Raw genomic sequence first — 17,354 nt, 5'->3', positions numbered from 1 at the left:
CAGACAAATTTCTCCTATAACAGGTGTCAGCAGCCAATAGAAGACAAAGGGGGCTGCCGAAAAATGGATTCTCAGAAAAAAATCTGCTTACTCGGCTCATAGGTGTACGGTTATTGTGCCGAGCCCGTCGCTCGTTGTGTTTACGACGGGACGGCACGTTGAAAAAAGATGAACAATTACAGACAGACGGTATCAGCCAATGGATCAGGCTCCGGCTTCATAGGCGCATTGATCGAAATCGATGGGTTTGCCGCATTTGGCGCAGGTATGGGTCTTGTCGAATTCGTCGGAAAAAATTTCCTTGCTTTCGCCGCATTCAGGGCATTTACAAATAAAGGATTTTAGATTTTTGAAACTTTCATAGCCGGGGCAATGTTGGGGTGTGGACATATAATCCTCCTCCTCTCGATTCCGAATCGTAGGTGGTTAATGGAACGTCATCATACTTTATTCAGGTCATCTTTTCAGCAATCTCACGGCCATAGTCCTGGGCCATTTTCATGCCGCCGCCAAGGCCGAACGATGTTTACTTGGCACGAGTTTGAAAATGGTTGATCATGATTACAAGGTGGAAAAACACTCAAAAGCGGCTCACATATGTCAAAATGAAAGCATTTGAGCATTTTTCAGCACCCGTTCGCGGGGGAATGGGTTTTACGTTTCAAACATGCGCTTAGGCTTTCCACAATCCATGCAGATTACAGTATTCCCTTACGGAGACTGATGCCGCTTCGATCAGGAACATCGCTTCGGGTGTCTGACCCGGTTCGAGGAACTGAAAGTAGGATTTGCCGTCAGCAATAAGTTCAATCCACTGAATGTAATGTTTTTCTTCCATGGGATGGGGAACGCTGCCGACCTTGACCTTGTACCCGCCGTCAATCTTTTCGATCACTGGTACGTGTTTCTCTTTGTCTGCATCGACGGTGTTTTCGGTCAGCTTGTTCATGGGTTGCCCACAGCAGACTAATTCTCCGGCTCCACCAAAAAGGACCTCTACGATGTTACCGCAAACTTCACACTTGTAGACCTCATACCTTTCCGCCATTTTTTACTCCTTTATAGTTGGTTATTATCTTTTGTTGGTTGGGTTACCAATTCTCACCCAAAAGCTCAAAGTAACGCTGGGGCATCACGCAGGCTGGACATTTTTCCGGAGCGTTTGCTCCCGTATTAAGGTAACCGCAATTGCGGCACCGCCATACTTTTTTCGTTTCCCGAACAAAGACACGCCCGGCCTGCAAATTTTCAGCAAGGTCCCGGTATCGTTTTTCATGCTGGCGTTCTGACACAATGATGGCTTCCCAGGTATCAGACGCACGCTCAAATCCTTCATCTCGTGCAGTTTTTGCGAACCCAGGATAGAGTTGACTGTGCTCAAAGCGTTCACCCTCGGCGGCTGCAAGCAAGTTTTCGTATGTGCCCCTGACCACACCTGATGGAAAGCTGCCTGTAACATTCATCTCTCCGCCGTTAAAAAATTTAAAGAATCTCAGGGCATGTTCGCATTCATGCCCCGCAGTTTCCTCAAAAATCGATGCAATCTGAACATATCCCTCTTCCAATGCCCGGCGGGCAAAGTAAGTGTAACGATTGCGTGCCTGGGATTCACCGGCGAAAGAAAACATCAAATTGCGGGCGGTCTGGCTGTCTCGGAATTTACCCATATATCATTCCTTGCCTTTATCAAAATATCGTGATTTAGTGTCATTCTTCAATTTCTATGGCATCGGCACCGCATTCATCGGCGGCCTGACGCACAACATCTTCATATTTTTCCGGAATCACTTCAAACTGGACCACAGAGAGAAGTTGATCTTCGTCATACTGAAACACCTCGGGGCACAGCTTGTTGCAATTGCGATCTCCCATACATTGGCTGGTCACACGTGCTTTCATATTTTTCTCCTTTTTCCAATTAATGAATTGTGCTGATAAAATAGTTTAGACAATTTTATCTAAATTTCTGCTATATTCAAGTGGTAATTGCATCCTCCTTTTAATTCTCTGAGGTAATTTAGGCATCAAGGATCACGGCGAACTCAAATATTTTTTCATTTTCGCATAGTTTTTTAATGATAAATGCCAAGTTTAAAAATAATATCGCACTCGGAGCTCTATTTTGTTTCTGTATTGTTTTTCATGGAATTCAGTAAAATCATCACCGCCTAATGCAGTATATCGCAATCGGATTTCCCAGTTGGTAAAACCCGTATAAAGCATTTCAGGGCTTATGGAATAGCTCTGGTCATCAAGGTTCACAATGGCGATTGCACCTGGCGTGAAATAGAGGATATCGAATGGATCTCTCTGATTGATCTTCAGGTACAGATAATTGCGACCCACCTGGGGGCTACCATATCCCATGTTTGAAATATTTTTAGCATTCTGGAAAAGAGTATCTGCTCCGGTGTTGAGCCATTGTGCGTTTGCATCGTCAACCAATCGATAAAAACGCTCCAATTCCCACTCTGAAAATCCCGCTCCATTATGATAGTATTCAATGATTGTGGTAATATCGCTTTCGGTAAGGTAGCGTAGACCGAGCAGGTATCTGTTCGTGGTGTGCTCTTTTTGAATTAACATTCCGTTTTCAGAGATATTGGTTTTTTTAATATCGGTAAGATATGCAAATTCACCGTGGATCTCAAAGTTTTCAGCTATGTTTCGCGAAAAATCGATGCCATAACGCGTGGAACGGCTGCCGCCACTGAAGAATACCAAGTCGATATCAGTATTTCTGTAAAGCATATAAAATTTAGCCGCAAGATTTACATGATTCAACACACCGAAATCTTCATTGACATCTTTCCACACTGGAAGGGCTACAGTGGTGAGCGCGACAGTCTGTAAAGGGCTGTTTAAACTCTTGATCAAATCAACGCCAGCAGCGTAATAGCCTTCCAATGCTTCCTCGGGGTTGTTGGGATCTTTGGGCCGATCAATAAACCCCACCGGATTCCATGCATATCCCTTACCCCACTTAAAAACCTTTTTCCCGATATCCGCAGTTACAAACGGCGTTGATTTCAGGCTCAGGTTGGCTTCATACACATCAGCACTATCCGACCAATCAATATCATCCTGAACGGCTTCGGCCCTCAGCACCGCATTGAAAGCTGCGATGCCCTTCCGATAACTGCCCTCCAATTGAAGGGCACCTGTTAAGCGATTTAAAGTGCTGCAGGGATCTTTATGGAAATTTAGGCGATAGAACGCACTGTCCGTATTCAGTTGAAAATGCTCGAACTTGGCCTCCGCGTAGCCGCCCCATTCAAATGGTTTTGACTCGAACGCCTCAACATCAAAGCTGTATTCTCCTGAAGCAATAGCGTTTAAGGGAAACAAAAAGAGAATTAAGCTGGCATAGAAAAACAAGGCACCGCATACTGTCCGGCCGCCTCTGGTTCTCATCGCAATTCGTCAACCCTGGGTAGATAGTTCAGGGTAAAGACCTCATCGGCAAATTCTTTTTTCTTGATTTTAGCGTACAGCATTACAGATTTGTACCCTTTATAAAGGGGGCTGTCGGTTTCAAGGATCGACGGCCGACGCAGATCGCCACCAAAATCTTTAATCTCTTTATAATACAAAGTTTTTATCAGCATGCCGCTGGCGGCATAGCATTCGATGGAAAGCGGGACCAGGGTATCTTTGTCCACAACCATTTTCAACCGATCGTATGCGACTGTAGCCGTTTTGGCCTTACAGCTAAGTAAGAACGTATCGGTGGTTTCCTCAATCATGGCAGCATCATATTCAGTGCTATAGTCTAAGCGCAAGATGTCCGAATTGTTGAAAACACCACCGACTACCGATTGGAGGCTCGTGATGCGTAGTGGTTTGCCTACGCTGGGAATATAGAGCCACATGTTGTCGCCCAACCGAAGGGTTGCTCTCCCTTTTTCACTGGCTGGGGAAAGAAAAAGCGCGACCATCTTGTCCTGACCCTTTTTTACCGTATAAAGAACATACTCTTTTTTATTGCCATCCGGTTCGATATTAATGAGCTTACGGTACATTTCATAAGATTCAGGCTGGAGGTTGCGATCAACCTGAAGCAGTATTTTATTGCCGTCAATGGCAACAGCCGGCATGGCCAAAAGTATAGCCAACACCATTTGGACCATAAGATTGAGAACTGTCTTCAAGGGTTGTGATAAAACGCTGCCGTAGATCATGGGGTATGCCTCCTTCATACATGGCGCAAAGCGGTTATTGGATCCATTCTTGCGGCTTTAAATGCTGGTTGTAGGCTTGCTGCGACAGCGATGCCGATAACAACAAGCACGATTATAATGACATCTCCCGCCGCTATGGTCGGGGCCAATACCAGGTTTGATTGTCGCCCGAAATTAAAGGTCAACCCCATGGCATTGATTGCGGCAATGCTGATAAGGCTGATTAATGTTCCAACCGCTGTTCCAAGCACGCCGAGCAGAAAGCCCTCGGTTACGAAAAGAGCCATAATTTTACCCGGCAAAGTCCCAATTGCGGCAATGGTTCCAATTTCGTTGATCCGCTCGTAAACCGCCATGATCATCACATTCATAATGCTAACCAAAACGATGGCCACCAGCATGATTTTAATAAAGAAAGTCATGAGATCAATCATTCGGGCGATATTGTAAAAGGGTGACAAATTCTGCCATGTATGTACCTCGAATACTGGACTACCCTCTTTGTTTTTCAACGATTCGAGCTCATCTTTGAGGGTCGAGAAGACCCGTGGGAGATGATCCATACTTTTCAATCGGACAGCTATCTCGCTGATTTCAACATCATTGATTCGAAGCAGTTCCTTGGCATCTTCCAGGTGAATAACCCCATCCCGGCCTCCTGGTCCAGAAATGCCTTCAAGCACACCGCTGACAACGAAGGTTTTCCCGTTTACCGACCCATCCTTGTTATTGGCTACGAGCACAACATTGTCGCCAACCTTGACTTTCATGCCCTTGGCGATCAACTCAGGAATCAGGATTTCGCCTCTTTGAATGAAAACTTCTCTTTTTTTCCCTTCAATTATTCGTTCGGGAAGCAGGGGAACGGTCTTGACTTCCTGGTCTGGCAGAACTGTGTTCAAACGGATATTGGTAGTCTCGGTAAAATTGCTGAACATGGCTCCAAGCTTGATACGCATGGAATAAGATTCAACCGCATCAATCTCATTTAACGCTTCTTTTACCTTGGCAACCTGCGGCTGATTGAGATTACGGTTAAGCGGCAAATTGTCGATGGAGGCCAAATAACCTTTACGGTGGATCTGCAGGTGCCCTATCATGGAGTCGGTGATCTGGCCGATCATCATGCTTTTGAAAGATCCTGTTATCGAAATAAATAGCAACACCGCCAGAACGCCCAGAGCAATTAACGCTGATGTCAAGATCGTCCGCCGCAAATAGCGGCGAAGGTTACGGGCGGCAATTTTTATAATGTTAATCATTTGTTCCTCCATTATCGTTCCGCCGTTTCAAGAGCTTCCCGTCTTCAAGGGTAAATATAATTTCAGCGCTCTGCATCACTTTTGGGTCATGGGTGGAGAAAATAAACGTTGTTCCAAATTCATCACGCATTTTTTTCATTAGGCTGATGATCCGGTTGGCTGTTTCCCCGTCAAGGTTTGCCGTCGGCTCATCAGCCAATACCACCTTGGCATTTGTGACCAAAGCTCGGGCAACGGCTACTCTCTGTTTTTGTCCTCCAGAAATCTGTCTCGGATATTTATTGCCCTGATCTCCCATGCCGACAGCTTCGAGCAGACTGTTCACTCTCGCTTTTCGCTTTTTTGTCGGCCAGTTTTGAACCATGAGAAGCGGATATTCCACGTTTTCAAAGACTGTCAAAACGGGAATAAGGTTGAAGTCCTGGAATACAAATCCGATGTGCTCCCCCCTGAAATGCGCAGCTTGCTTTCGATCCATGATGGTAATGTCCTGCCCTATAATCGTTAAGGAACCCGCTGTTGGCGGATCAAGGCAGCCGATCATATTGAGCAGCGTGCTTTTACCGCTGCCGGAAGGTCCGACAAATGAGACAAAAGATGCCGGATCAATGGTGAAATCGATCCCCCGGATGGCCCTTACCGAAATATCACCAACTTGGTAAGTTTTTTCTATACAAGTTGCATTTACCAAGGACATAATTTTCCCCTTTTTCTGGTCACTTTCCTATGGTCACCACAGTCAATTTTTTTAACAGACTTTTGAAAAAATAATTCATACTCCAATACGCGTTATATATTTATCGTTCGCTCTTGAAGTATCTTCATGTTGCTAAAAATCATCAGAATTTTATACCGGAAAGCATTTCATAATCTAAAATCAGGGACAAGAAACCATGCCAACCATTTTACGGCCATGATGCTGCGCATATACGGCCAGAGAAGGAACCTGAAGAATATACCCGACAATAAGCAGCAGTATCATCATGGGCACTGATTCCATGGGGAATGTACTTAAAATGACCGCCATGGAAATATTGACGTGGCGAGCCACCGATGTATAAACAATAACAACGGCCTTATTACCAGGCAAAGCCCTCCTGCTAACAAGTAAGAGCGCCCAGCCTACACCGAACAGATACATCAAACCATAATATATCACTACCGGCACAAGAATGGTCCAAATTATCCCAATGTTGTCGAGTAGAATCAGATTTCTCTTCAATGATATGACCAAAAACAAAAGAGTTAAAACACCAATAGCAGAAATGCCACCAAGTTGTGGCTTAATCTTTTCCTGATATACACTTTGCCCTTTGGTCCAAATTAACAGTCTTCTTGTCAAATCGCCAAGAACCAATGGTACTAAAAAAACCATTAAGATATTTTTAATGATCAGAAATTTATCAATGCTAAAATTATCTCCTGAAAAAAGGGGAAGAATAAACGGTAGCCCGATAAAGGCTGCGAAAAGTAAATTGATTGGTATCAGGTATAATGCTGTTGACATGCGTGCGCCTGAAAAGGACGTCCACGCTGCGCTCATAGCACTTGTTGGTAATAAGGCAATGACCAGAAGGGCAATCGATAAGTCCGGATATTCGGCAAGAAAAAAGTGGGCCACACCCCATGCGATAACCGGGGAGATTATAAAGTTAAGCATCAGTGAGCAGAATACAGGTCGAGGCTCTTTAAAATGAGCAAAGACCCTTTCAAAGTCTGTATTGACCATGACAGGAAAAATTACCCAAAAAACAACAATACCCACCAGCAGGGTTTTGGAAACCTCAAGACCTCCAAAAATTTTCAAATTTAAAAGTCCTGCGATAATCACTGCTATGATCAGCCAATGCAGATATTTCTTAATAAAAACCAACAAATTTGTCATTGTGCCTCATTGATAGCTATGACCGTTTGAGCTGTTCTCGTGCAAGCCTGAGCAACAACCAGCCTGTGATGAATTGCAAAGCAATCAATAGAAAGGAAAAGCCAATGTATACATATCCAAATTTAGAAATAATTCCGCTAACTGTGATAACCTTGTTCAAAACGAAATGCCCCATTACAACGAAAGCTACGCCGGGACAAATAAGAGCAAAAGTAACAGGTGTGTCCTCCTGGTGGTTTAGCAGTGCATGGAAATAATTCATTCGATTCATGACAGCCCAACCCATAAGAAAAAATACAATTTGAATTGAAAAAATGATTGCCAGCAAAATATAGTTTGATGCCCCGTGACCGAGTTCCAACGTATGAAGACCGTGGCTTAACCGCATTATGGCAATGCCTGCCGTAGTCGATATCGGTATAACCACCCAAAGTGTGGGCAACGAAGCCCGTGATACGCCTTGTTTGAATATATCGTTCATCCCGATAACCAATTTGATCATGCCCAAGAATAAAGCACCTGTAGTAAAGAAAATGGACAACAAATAGCTTGTTCCGATGACCACATCGTTATGACTCATTGCGGCCGGGGCAGCGAGCCCAACACCGATCATTGCAAAGGCAAAGCTGGGCAGCAGCTGGCTCAGTGAGTTGTTGGCTGTATGATCGAAACTGCCGTGTTGCAGGACGTGGCTAAAGAAATCCAGGTAAATACGACTTGCCCATATACCGATTATAAGAAAAAGCATTATCGAAACGGGAAAGAGCCATTCTATGCCCCCCCATAGACCGGGGATAAAAATGGCTGCGATAATAAAACAGATGTTAATACTCATCGCATAAGTCAATGGCATCGCCATAAGTTGGGTGTGCGCGTTAGTACCGATGATTTCTTTAACGCCTCCATTTGATTTAAATATCCGATACTGAACAAAATTCAGAATCAACCATCTGAAATGAAACCATCCGAACACAAGAATTCCAATAAGTCCGAGAAGGATCATTCCTTGCTTTCCAAGACTAGCTGTTTGTATGTATGAGAGCCAGTCATTAAAAACTGGAATGGGTTTGCCAGGATGTGGTACCCAAAACAAAAGATACATAAAAAAAGTAACCGACATTCCCCCTGCGCCCAAAGATGCCAAAAAGTGTAATGCAGACCAATTCTTAATTTGTTTCACACCAAAATCCCATGGTTTCTCATTGTCGAATGTTAACGGTTCTCAGACGGACGATGAATTATTCGATAGCCTGGAATTCTTTCATAAATTTGCGGTCGATATAATCTTTGACCGTAAAGGCGATTTTACCCCCAAACAACAACCTGCGTTTTCGCAACACCCCTTTTCCGCCACCCAGATTAAAAATGAGTAGATAATCGCCACCTGGATCGAATGCTTGCATCGGTGTATCTTCCAGAGCGGCCATGAGATTATGATACAGTACCGGATTCTGCCGGACCGCATAAACACCAACTTTGTCCAAGGGCTGTTTTTCGAAATAAATGCAATCACCGCCCCCAAACATTTCCGGATAATCGACGCTCTGAAGGAATTCGTTGACACGCAGTCCGCCATCTGGGCCCGTAGCCAGTCCCGAATTGTTGAATATGGGGTTCGGTTTGACGCCGACGGCCAGAAAAATGAGATCCAATGTTTGTGTTTCATTGGATGATAGCGTCAGCTTCCTTGATTGAACAGATTTCACGTATCCGCTGGTGTTGATTTTTATGTCCCGCCGTGTGAGTGATCGCTCAACTTTGGAACGGACATTGTCGGGGAAACGCGACATGAATCGTTTGCCGGCAAAAATCGTGATGTGCGGCATCGTACCGCCGGCATCCCGTACAAGCTGCCATATGTTTCCGGAGACTTCAGCTGAAGAAGGTCCGCCCCCCAGAATGCCGATGTTGATTTTATTTTGCGCGGTTGATTCAAGGATGCGCGCCTGAGCTTCCATCAGCCTTTCAATCGGCTTGACCGCATAGACATCCTTGGCATCCTCGGGCAAATCAAGGCGAGGCACATGACTCCCGGCATTGAAGGAAATGAAATCGTAGCCAACCGTCTCTCCAGAAGCCAGTTTCACTTTCTTTTCCCCGGCCAGAATCTCGACCGCTTTTTCCCGGATAAACGCCGCCCCTTGCTTTTCCACGACATGTCGGGTTGCAAACCGTATCTCAGTCGGTGTGTAAGTCCTGCCAAGCATCCCCGGCCCCATTCCCGAGTAGTAATGATGGTCCGACGGTCCGATAACGGTGACGCGGTGGCCCTTTTCAACAAAGGTATGCAATTTCGCCAGGGTAACCATGTGGGCATGCCCGCCACCGATAAGAACCAGATGTTTACCCACGTTTAAATCCTTTCATCCATGAGTTTACCCAGTTGTTCCAGGTGCACCCGTTCTTCTTCCGCGATCTTTTTCAACGCCGCTGCGTTTCGCGGATCCTTGCTTCTTTCCGATGCGCGGGTGTAGAGATCCAGGGCCTGGGCTTCAATGGACATGGCCAGCGAGATGATGTCAACCGCGGAATCCCAATTCGGTTTGAACATCTGGATGTATTCATCCGTGGTCAAGCCCCCCTCTACGGCATTGATCACAAGGTCATTTTCGAATTCTTCACGGCTTACCTGGCTTCCGCTAACCTGAAGGTACTCATCGAATATTCGATCTTGGTGCAGGGTTTCGATTTGGGCAAGCTTTTGAAACAGCCTTTTTATTTCATCCTGACGAACTTTTTCGTTCATGGAAAGATAGAAGTCACGCAGTCCTGCCTCAAGTGAATATGCCGCGACCAGCGTCTCTTCGATGGATTCCTTTCCGGTTAGTTGCTCAAGACCCAGTTCTTCGGTCCCCACGGCAAAATGACCGTCCCATGCTTTGATGCCGCCTTTAACATTGATGACATTATCAAACCCCTTGCCTGACAGCATTTGAGCCGCTACACGGCTCCTCCCGCCGACAGCGCAGTAGACCAGGGTCGGCTTTGACGGGTCGATCTCGTCAAGCCGTTTATCCAGATCGGCAATGGGGATCAGTTTGGAACCTGGAATATGGCTGGCTTCATACTCCTTGGTCTGGCGGACATCTATCAAATTGAATTCGTCCTGAGACTTTTCTGCCATAAACATTTTGGCTTCCTCGGCAGAAATCGATTTTGCCGGAGTGAAGAATTGTTTCCAGCGCATAGTCCCTTCCTTTCGTTTATTTTTAAAAGGCTGGAATATTTAAGATAAGAAGTGCCATATCTGTCTGATATCCCAGCCTCGCTGCAAAATAATGATTGGGTAGGAAGAAGGGAAACTGATCAGTCGAATGCCATCTCCGTTTTCCATTCCTTCCAGACGTTGCCCACCAGATCTGGCCCGGGCTTCAAGGTCTTTTTGCCTGGGCGCCATCCCGAAGGCGTCGCCTCCCCGCCCATGGTTTCACGAACCAGTTGGAAGGCCTGCACCTGCCGGATACTTTCCATTACATTACGGCCCACCGGCGGCGTCAGCACCTCGAACCCTTGGCACACGCCATCCGGATCGATGATGAAACGGCCCCGGTTTTCCACGCCGGCTGCCTCGTTGAAGATACCGTACAAACGACCAATTTTTCCACCGGCATCGGAGAGCATGGGAAAGGGCACCCCGCCGTCGACCATTTTGGACAACTCGTGATCATCCCACATTTTGTGGACGAACATGCTGTCGATACTCATGGAAAGCAATTCAACCCCCAGCTTTTGGAATTCCGGATATTTTTCTGCGACCGCAGAAATTTCGGTGGCTCAGACGAAGGTGAAATCGCCCGGGTAGAAACAGAGCCGCACCCACTTGCCAAGATAGTCGGACAGTTTAACGTTGATAAATTTGCCTTGTTGATATCCCGGTGCCACGAAATCCGGTACTTTTTCTCCCACGTGAATCATTGATATCTCCTTTGCATCGGGTTTGCTTTTTTCCTCCACCGTTTCTTCGACCGGCTCTCCCACCGGCCCTCCAGTTGGTCGGGCACACCCGACTTCAGCTTCTTCCGGCATCAATGCCTCCTTTTTTATTGATTTCCTCTTTGTTCAAGAGAGTTGTTTGTTTGACTGCGATTGGCTATACATCGAGCCAGATGTCGGCTTCCCCACCACAGTGTGAACAAACTGCATGACCTTTTGTTTTACTTTCCCCCTTCGGAACAATTTTTGGCTTAACATCTTTGTTGCTTTCTTCGGCTAATGTGCAGGTAACAACCATTTCAGCTTCATTTCCACAGTTGGTGCATTCACATATATGTTTGAATTTCTTCTTTGCCATTCATTCCCCCTTTCTGTATCATTTTTTAACACTCACAATTACCATCTCATCTTTTCGATTTTGATGTGCCATTAACTGGAAACTAAGACAGCGATCCTTTTTATAGGAAAGTAATAAAGATAGTTTATAGGTTTCTCTTCTCGAAAAAACGGAACAATAGAATTAAAAACGCAGCGATTACCAGAATCACGATCCAATGATTGATACCAATCAACTGCGGCAGGCTGACTTTTCCATAGTTGCCTAACGGGAGAACGTATGCTTTCATAAACGGAAAGGCCGAAGCATATATCCCACCCCCTAACAACATACCCAAAATGCCCCACAGGCCATCAATACGGCCTTCACCGAGAGCACCGGCAGCTGTTCCCGGACAATAGCCCAGCAGGCCCCATCCAATACCAAAAAGCATGCCACCGATGACTTGTGCACCGATGGACGTTGATTTCATACTCAGTTGAATCAGGCCAAGGTCTTTAAGAAGATAGATGCCGATTGCCGCCACTATGATAGCGCTCAACATGAATTTGAAAATGGTCATATCCATCAATCGTAAAGCCCCAACCTGTTTATCGTACCTCAGGACATGTCCTTTCTGCAGTAAAAAGCCGAAGAGAATGCCTGTAACAATGCCGTAAATCAGACTCATGTTTATTTCCTTTGTGTACCGTACATCAGATTGGCGGAAATCAGGCCACCGATAAAAAAGGCTGCCAATGCGACAAATCCACTGATCGAAAGCTGAGCCAGACCGCTCAGTCCATGGCCGCTGGGTCAGCCACCGGCAAGCCTGGCGCCGAACAACGCAATTGTTCCACCGATAATGGCAACCACGGCCCTCTTCACCGGGTTGGGTCCGAAGCGTTCCTGCCACATGTCAGGAACTGCTTGAATGCGAAAATCCCCAGATAATTTTGATGCTACGAATCCACCGATAATAATGCCGACCAGAAACATCAATTGCCAATTTGGCAACGAGCCTGGACCGTATTTTCCCTTGCTGGTTGTAAAATACTCTATCTTCGAGGTATTGATGCCGACGGCTTCCTCAATAACCGACGCGCTACGGGAAAAAGTGGTTGAAGCTCCGAAAAAATTGCCTGCGACCCACACTGACAATACGAGCAGCACACCCGTCAAGCCACCGGCTAAATACGGGCTCCAAGGTTGTCTTAACATCAGCTCTCCTTTTTTAAATCGTGAATAATCAATATCTGTTAAGGGGTTGATTTTTAGAAATGATTTTAAAAGTTTAATAGCATTTGCTCATAAAGTCAATTCGGAAATTTGAAATTTTGATATGATCATCGAAAATAATTATTTTTTTCTATAATGGCGGATAAAAGGCAGGAGTTAATTTCGCAACCATTGCATCGGGTCACCAGTCAAACTCCAACTACCATCAAAGCGTTTGCAGCTTGTTAAATATTCCTTCTTAATCGGATCAGCTTTATGGGAGACTTTGTTTGCAATGGATTTGTCCACTAAAATAGCCTTTTCTTCAAAAATGGTTCCATCAATATTGGGCGGTCATCGAGGAGTTGACTTTATTTTACAAAATGGTTATTACAATTAACATTTCAGAGCAAGGATAATTGATGACAAATTTATCACGATTTGATTTTTCGGTTGTCCGTACCCTTCGCATGAAACGGGGCCTAACCGCTGACCAGTTGGCCAAGAAGGCCGGCTTGACAAGAGCGACGATCATGAAGATCGAAGGCGGTTGCGGCAATCCCACATTAGACACGATTGAATCCTTGAGCCTTGTTTTCAACCTGTCTTCGAGCGAATTGATCCGTCTCGCCGAGGTCGCCCAGTGCGAGCAAGGCACCCTGAACACATTCAAAAAAAAAGGGATCAACGTTTCCCACACATGGTTCCCAGACTTCGAGATTTACCACGTTAGGGCAGAAAAAGGCGTTCCGAAAATTTGGGAGCCAGAGCGGCATGAAAACACCGCTGAAGTGTGTATGGTGCTTTCCGGGAAAATAGAAGTGACGATAGCCGGACAAGTGTATGACTTAGGACCAAACAAGGCAATTCGATTCAAGGCATTGCAAGAGCACCGGTTCAATATTCTTGAGTCGGCTGAATTCCTTTTGATCCATCACAAATAATTATTGATAGCGCAGCACATTTATAACCATGGACCACGAAGGCCATCGCATAAATGCGAACCATAGTGGTCCATTTTTTTAGGAGGTTATCATATGAAACCGGAATTGACAGATGCCCTTGCATCCCTTGAAGAAGGACTCCCGTCAGTAATGGAGGCTTTTCGTGGCCTGCAAGCAGCTGCGACGAGTGACGGCACCTTGGACGCGAAAACGAAGAAGCTTATGATGGTGGCGGTAACAGCTGCATTGCGCTGTGAGCCATGTCTGCGTGAACAGGTGAAGGGAGCCCTGCAACTGGGCGCAAGCCGCGAGGAAATTTTGGAAGCCGCGGGTGTAGCGATTCTCATCGGTGGCGGACCCACAGCAGCCTATTGTGCCTTATACCTGATGGACGAACTGAACAACGCCAACACTGGAGGTCAAAATGGAGTGTGATCGCTGCAAGCAGGATATCAAGCCCGGAGACGAGCATGAACATCTTGGAAAAACGCTTTGCGAGGATTGCTGCATGATCGTGCTCTCGCCTTTGAAAACCTGTGATCCATGGGCAGTTCACAGTGCCAAGAACTTCGAGAAAAGCACTGGGAAAAAGCGCACGCTGACGCCGATTCAATCGCAGATGTTGAAGCTTCTGGAAGAAAAGGGAGCCATGGAGCCTGCACAATTGCTCGTCGAATTGGGTTCAGACCTACAACTCAAAGATCTGGAGCGCGAATTTGCCACGCTTCGGCATATGGAAAAGGTACGAGGCGAAAAACAGGGAGAAAAGGTCCTTTGGAGATTGTGGTAACGGGGAGGCGTTATGAAACAAGCACCGGTTTTCGACAAAATTTATAAAAATTACCTCACTGAAGTATCTGCGATCGATCTGAGTCTCGCAGGCAAACGCCTCGGTATTGAGATAGATGGAGATACGGCGATTATCCCATTTTACGGTATTCCACATCGCGTCTCGAGCAAAGGCGTACTAGACGCAGAGGGAAGGCGGCCCATCCATGCGGTTAGCGTCATCTTGTGTAAATATCTGCTTTTATGTCCCAAACAAGAGCCGCCAGCGGCCAACGAGTGGCTCAGGTACCACAGTTTCAAGGACGCGGCGCCCTATGCTGGCGGGTTCAGGAATACTGCGGAGCAACCCATTAGTAAAACATTCTCCGGAACTTTGAATGATCTGAAGGAAGCATGCAAAGTCCTGGAAGGTCAGCCAGCTGACGCACCATTCAGCTGTGACCTATCCATCAATTTTCCAGCGCTACCCAAGGTTAATTTGTTAATGCTGTTCAATGACCAGGACGAAGAATTCCCGGCTGACTGCACGATTTTGTTCGAGAATCATGCCGATGCTTATCTGGACATGGAATGCCTTGCCATGCTGGGCATGGTGCTGGCGGTATGGCTAAAAAGTGGACCTGATTACAGGGATGGCAACATTTGATGCTGCAACTTTCAACCGAGAAACACAATAAAAAGGAGAACAAAATGGCAAATCCAACAAAAGATGAACGAAGAAAAGAAGTGATCGAAGCGCTGAATCAAGCCCGGGCCATGGAGTTGCATGCCATCAGCCAGTACATGAATCAGCATTACAACTTGGACGACATGGACTACGGCGAACTGGCAGCCAAGATCAAACTGATCGCCATCGATGAGATGCGGCACGCGGAAATGTTCGCCGAACGCATCAAGGAACTTGGTGGAGAGCCGACCTCCGAGTTGGCGGCCAAGGTAATCAAGGGCCAGGAAGTCAATGGCATCTTCCCTTTCGATACCAAATTGGAGGATGACACGGTCGATGCATATAACGGATACCTTCAGATCTGCCGGGAAAACGGCGACAGTACGACCATGAAAATTTTCGAGACCGTTATCGATGAAGAACAGGCCCACATGAACTATTTCGACAACATTGGTGGGCATATCGAGAAGCTGGGTGATTCCTATCTTGCGAGAATTGCCGGGACCTCATCGGCAACCGGTCTTGGGAAAAGCGGCTTTGTCGTTACCCCAGATGGAGAATAAACGATTGGCGTTACCAGAACGAAACCAAATAGTGAAAAAGGAGAATTTTAATGAAAGACGATAAGAAAAAACTTACCACCAACGCAGGGGCTCCGGTAACAGACAACCAGAACGTCATGACTGCCGGGCCTCGCGGCCCCCAACTGCTTCAGGATGTTTGGTATCTGGAAAAAATGGCCCATTTCGACAGGGAGGTGATCCCCGAACGGAGGATGCACGCCAAGGGCTCCGGGGCCTATGGCACCTTCACCGTAACCCAAGACATCACCAAATACACCCGCGCCAAGATCTTTTCCGAGATCGGCAAAAAAACTGAAATGTTCGCGCGTTTTTCCACCGTTGCCGGAGAACGCGGTGCTGCAGACGCCGAGCGCGACATCCGTGGTTTTGCGCTCAAATTCTACACCGAGGAGGGCAATTGGGATATGGTGGGCAATAACACGCCGGTTTTCTTTCTCCGTGACCCGCTCAAATTCCCGGATCTCAACCATGTTGTTCATCGGGACCCGCGTACCAACCTGCGAAGCGCCAAAAACAACTGGGACTTCTGGTCATCCCTGCCTGAAGCCCTGCACCAGGTAACCATTACGATGAGTGATCGGGGTATTCCGTTTTCCTTTCGTCACATGAACGGATATGGCAGCCACACCTATAGCTTCATCAACGCCGACAATGAGCGTTTCTGGTGCAAGTTTCACTTTAAGACGGAGCAGGGGATCAAGTGTCTGACCGATGCGGAAGCTGAGGCCGTAATCGGTAAATGTCGCGAGAGCAATCAACGCGATCTCTATTACTCCATCGAAAAAGGCGATTTTCCTCGCTGGACTCTGTTCGTCCAGATCATGACCGAGGAACAGGCTACCAAACACCCCTACAATCCTTTTGATCTGACCAAGGTGTGGTACAAAAAGGATTTTCCCCTAATTGAGGTGGGAGTCATGGAGCTTAACAAGAACCCGGAAAACTACTTTGCCGAGGTCGAGCAGTCGGCGTTTAATCCAGCCAATGTGGTGCCGGGCATCAGCTTTTCCCCCGACAAGATGCTCCAAGGAAGGCTTTTTTCCTACGGTGACACTCAGCGCTACCGGTTAGGGGTCAACCATCACCTCATTCCGGTGAATAGGGCTCGCTGCCCCTTTCACAGTTATCATCGTGATGGCCAGATGCGGGTAGACGGCAACTATGGCTCAACACTCGGATATGAGCCCAACAGTTATGGTGAATGGCAGGAACAGCCCGATTTTTCCGAGCCGCCTCTGGCATTGAGCGGAGCCGCTGACCATTGGAACGCCCGCGATGATGACAGCGACTACTATACCCAACCGGGAAAGCTATTTCGGCTTATGACCAAGGAGCAACAGGATGCGCTGTTTGGCAACACTGCCCGGGCCATGGGTGATGCACCGGAAATGATCAAAATCCGCCACATCGGCAACTGCCTGAAGGCCGACCCGGCATACGGCGAAGGTGTGGCGAAGGCGCTGGATATTCCGCTGAGCAAAGTTCCAAAGTAAAGAATTTATAGCTAACCGATTCCAGCGGTCGGCGAAAAGCGCTACCGCTGGATCGGAACGTTCCAGAGTAGTTGCCGAATTG

General features: G+C 46.8%; 22 protein-coding genes. 6 read left to right on the top strand and 16 right to left on the bottom strand.

Annotated features, from left to right (window positions below):
* Positions 1 to 204: 204 nt before the first annotated feature.
* From GN111_RS09925 to GN111_RS09845, 16 genes are all read right to left on the bottom strand, one after another.
* Entirely contained in the window at positions 205 to 390 is a 186-nt protein-coding gene (locus GN111_RS09925; RefSeq protein WP_155303612.1) for a hypothetical protein, read from the bottom strand.
* A gap of 283 nt (positions 391 to 673) precedes the next feature.
* A complete protein-coding gene (locus tag GN111_RS09920) occupies positions 674 to 1,048 on the bottom strand; it encodes a desulfoferrodoxin (protein ID WP_155303611.1) in 375 nt (124 codons plus the stop codon).
* A gap of 43 nt (positions 1,049 to 1,091) precedes the next feature.
* Complete coding sequence (gene rbr, locus GN111_RS09915; RefSeq protein WP_155303610.1) at positions 1,092 to 1,667, bottom strand: rubrerythrin; 576 nt, start codon at positions 1,665 to 1,667, stop codon at positions 1,092 to 1,094.
* A 40-nt stretch (positions 1,668 to 1,707) separates the two neighbouring features.
* Positions 1,708 to 1,899: a ferredoxin gene (locus GN111_RS09910; RefSeq protein WP_054696032.1), complete on the bottom strand. Its 192-nt coding sequence runs from the start codon at positions 1,897 to 1,899 to the stop codon at positions 1,708 to 1,710.
* A 192-nt stretch (positions 1,900 to 2,091) separates the two neighbouring features.
* Positions 2,092 to 3,414 (bottom strand): hypothetical protein, encoded by a 1,323-nt coding sequence (locus GN111_RS09905; RefSeq protein ID WP_155303609.1) that lies wholly within the window; start codon positions 3,412 to 3,414, stop codon positions 2,092 to 2,094.
* Complete coding sequence (locus GN111_RS09900; protein WP_331457711.1) at positions 3,411 to 4,181, bottom strand: outer membrane lipoprotein-sorting protein; 771 nt, start codon at positions 4,179 to 4,181, stop codon at positions 3,411 to 3,413. Before GN111_RS09900 ends, GN111_RS09905 begins: the two co-directional genes overlap by 4 nt.
* A gap of 14 nt (positions 4,182 to 4,195) precedes the next feature.
* Positions 4,196 to 5,443 carry an ABC transporter permease gene (locus GN111_RS09895; protein WP_155303608.1) on the bottom strand — a complete coding sequence of 416 codons (1,248 nt, stop codon included), beginning with the start codon at positions 5,441 to 5,443 and terminating at the stop codon, positions 4,196 to 4,198.
* Complete coding sequence (locus tag GN111_RS09890) at positions 5,436 to 6,140, bottom strand: ABC transporter ATP-binding protein (RefSeq protein ID WP_155303607.1); 705 nt, start codon at positions 6,138 to 6,140, stop codon at positions 5,436 to 5,438. The genes GN111_RS09895 and GN111_RS09890 overlap by 8 nt, the downstream gene beginning before the upstream one ends.
* Positions 6,141 to 6,320: 180 nt before the next feature.
* Complete coding sequence (locus tag GN111_RS09885; RefSeq protein WP_155303606.1) at positions 6,321 to 7,328, bottom strand: arsenic resistance protein; 1,008 nt, start codon at positions 7,326 to 7,328, stop codon at positions 6,321 to 6,323.
* 16 nt (positions 7,329 to 7,344) lie between these two features.
* Positions 7,345 to 8,508, bottom strand: a complete 1,164-nt coding sequence (locus GN111_RS09880) for a TsoY family (seleno)protein (protein ID WP_155303605.1) — start codon at positions 8,506 to 8,508, stop codon at positions 7,345 to 7,347.
* Between the two features lie 58 nt (positions 8,509 to 8,566).
* The gene (locus GN111_RS09875) at positions 8,567 to 9,679 is read right to left on the bottom strand and encodes an NAD(P)/FAD-dependent oxidoreductase (RefSeq protein ID WP_155303604.1); all 1,113 of its coding nucleotides are present in this window, start codon (positions 9,677 to 9,679) and stop codon (positions 8,567 to 8,569) included.
* Between the two features lie 2 nt (positions 9,680 to 9,681).
* The gene (locus GN111_RS09870) at positions 9,682 to 10,515 is read right to left on the bottom strand and encodes a rhodanese-like domain-containing protein (RefSeq protein WP_155303603.1); all 834 of its coding nucleotides are present in this window, start codon (positions 10,513 to 10,515) and stop codon (positions 9,682 to 9,684) included.
* A 119-nt stretch (positions 10,516 to 10,634) separates the two neighbouring features.
* Positions 10,635 to 11,354, bottom strand: a complete 720-nt coding sequence (prxU, locus tag GN111_RS33875; RefSeq protein WP_231715708.1) for a thioredoxin-dependent peroxiredoxin — start codon at positions 11,352 to 11,354, stop codon at positions 10,635 to 10,637.
* Between the two features lie 64 nt (positions 11,355 to 11,418).
* Complete coding sequence (locus GN111_RS09855) at positions 11,419 to 11,619, bottom strand: hypothetical protein (protein WP_155303600.1); 201 nt, start codon at positions 11,617 to 11,619, stop codon at positions 11,419 to 11,421.
* A gap of 124 nt (positions 11,620 to 11,743) precedes the next feature.
* Positions 11,744 to 12,268 carry a DUF6691 family protein gene (locus GN111_RS09850; protein WP_155303599.1) on the bottom strand — a complete coding sequence of 175 codons (525 nt, stop codon included), beginning with the start codon at positions 12,266 to 12,268 and terminating at the stop codon, positions 11,744 to 11,746.
* A 125-nt stretch (positions 12,269 to 12,393) separates the two neighbouring features.
* A complete protein-coding gene (locus GN111_RS09845; protein ID WP_197740520.1) occupies positions 12,394 to 12,798 on the bottom strand; it encodes a YeeE/YedE thiosulfate transporter family protein in 405 nt (134 codons plus the stop codon).
* Between the two features lie 419 nt (positions 12,799 to 13,217).
* On the opposite strand from GN111_RS09845, the gene GN111_RS09840 reads away from it, so the two are divergent.
* From GN111_RS09840 to GN111_RS09815, 6 genes are all read left to right on the top strand, one after another.
* A complete protein-coding gene (locus tag GN111_RS09840) occupies positions 13,218 to 13,739 on the top strand; it encodes a helix-turn-helix domain-containing protein (RefSeq protein ID WP_155303597.1) in 522 nt (173 codons plus the stop codon).
* 93 nt (positions 13,740 to 13,832) lie between these two features.
* Entirely contained in the window at positions 13,833 to 14,174 is a 342-nt protein-coding gene (locus GN111_RS09835) for a carboxymuconolactone decarboxylase family protein (protein ID WP_155303596.1), read from the top strand.
* A complete protein-coding gene (locus GN111_RS09830) occupies positions 14,164 to 14,529 on the top strand; it encodes a hypothetical protein (protein WP_155303595.1) in 366 nt (121 codons plus the stop codon). The genes GN111_RS09835 and GN111_RS09830 overlap by 11 nt, the downstream gene beginning before the upstream one ends.
* 12 nt (positions 14,530 to 14,541) lie before the next feature.
* Complete coding sequence (locus GN111_RS09825) at positions 14,542 to 15,174, top strand: DUF3786 domain-containing protein (RefSeq protein WP_155303594.1); 633 nt, start codon at positions 14,542 to 14,544, stop codon at positions 15,172 to 15,174.
* 44 nt (positions 15,175 to 15,218) lie between these two features.
* The gene (locus GN111_RS09820; protein ID WP_155303593.1) at positions 15,219 to 15,758 is read left to right on the top strand and encodes a bacterioferritin; all 540 of its coding nucleotides are present in this window, start codon (positions 15,219 to 15,221) and stop codon (positions 15,756 to 15,758) included.
* A 50-nt stretch (positions 15,759 to 15,808) separates the two neighbouring features.
* Positions 15,809 to 17,272, top strand: coding sequence for a catalase (locus GN111_RS09815; protein WP_155303592.1), 1,464 nt, complete (start codon positions 15,809 to 15,811; stop codon positions 17,270 to 17,272).
* The last annotated feature ends 82 nt before the right edge of the window (positions 17,273 to 17,354 follow it).

The sequence above is a fragment of the Desulfosarcina widdelii genome (assembly GCF_009688965.1).
In the GTDB taxonomy this organism is placed as follows: Bacteria; Desulfobacterota; Desulfobacteria; order Desulfobacterales; family Desulfosarcinaceae; genus Desulfosarcina; species Desulfosarcina widdelii.
The sequence above is the reverse complement of the archived record's forward strand: the minus strand, read 5'-3'. Positions and strand labels throughout refer to the sequence as shown.